This is a genomic window from Curtobacterium uvaldense (genome assembly GCF_028307415.1).
Taxonomy (GTDB): Bacteria; Actinomycetota; Actinomycetes; order Actinomycetales; family Microbacteriaceae; genus Curtobacterium.
Map to the genome: position 1 here is coordinate 1 of NZ_JAQMHU010000069.1, position 543 is coordinate 543.

General features: G+C 71.5%; 1 protein-coding gene. It reads left to right on the forward strand.

Annotated elements, in window-relative coordinates; translation table 11 throughout:
* Nucleotides 1-155: 155 nt before the first annotated feature.
* Entirely contained in the window at nt 156-488 is a 333-nt protein-coding gene (locus PIJ49_RS16935; protein WP_066653408.1) for a hypothetical protein, read from the forward strand.
* Nucleotides 489-543: the final 55 nt, after the last annotated feature.

Consider the following 543-nt stretch of genomic DNA (forward strand, 5'->3'; position numbering starts at 1 on the left):
GCCATCCTCGCCGTCGTGGCACTGCAGTTCGGGTTCTGGGGCTTCGTCCTGGTGATCGTGTTCGGTCTGGTCGGTGCCCTCGTGGCCGCGATCACGACCGGGAAGATCGACCGCGGTGCCCTGACCGACGTGCTGACCGGACGCCGGAGCTCCCGGTGAGCGCCGGCCCGGTAGGAGTCGACGCGACTGCCGTCCCGGGCCGCGTCGAGATCACCGCACGAGCGCTCACGGCGCTGGCGCGGGCAGCCGCAGCCGAACAGCTCGGCGTGCCCGCGAAGCGTCTGCGCGTGGGACTCGACGACGACCGGGGGTCCATCGTCCTCGACGTCACGGGTCCCGTGCGCGAACAAGCCGACATCGTCGCCGCGGCCGCTGCCGCCGCTGACGCGGTGGGTCGCAGGGTGGGCGAGTTGGCGGGCCGTCACGTGGGTCGGACCCACATCGAACTGACCGGGATCGTGCGTGCGCACGAGGGCCGGGTCCGGTAGGAGACAGAGCACATGAGCACCGAACAGCTCGAGAAGCGGCTGCGTCGTCGCAGCA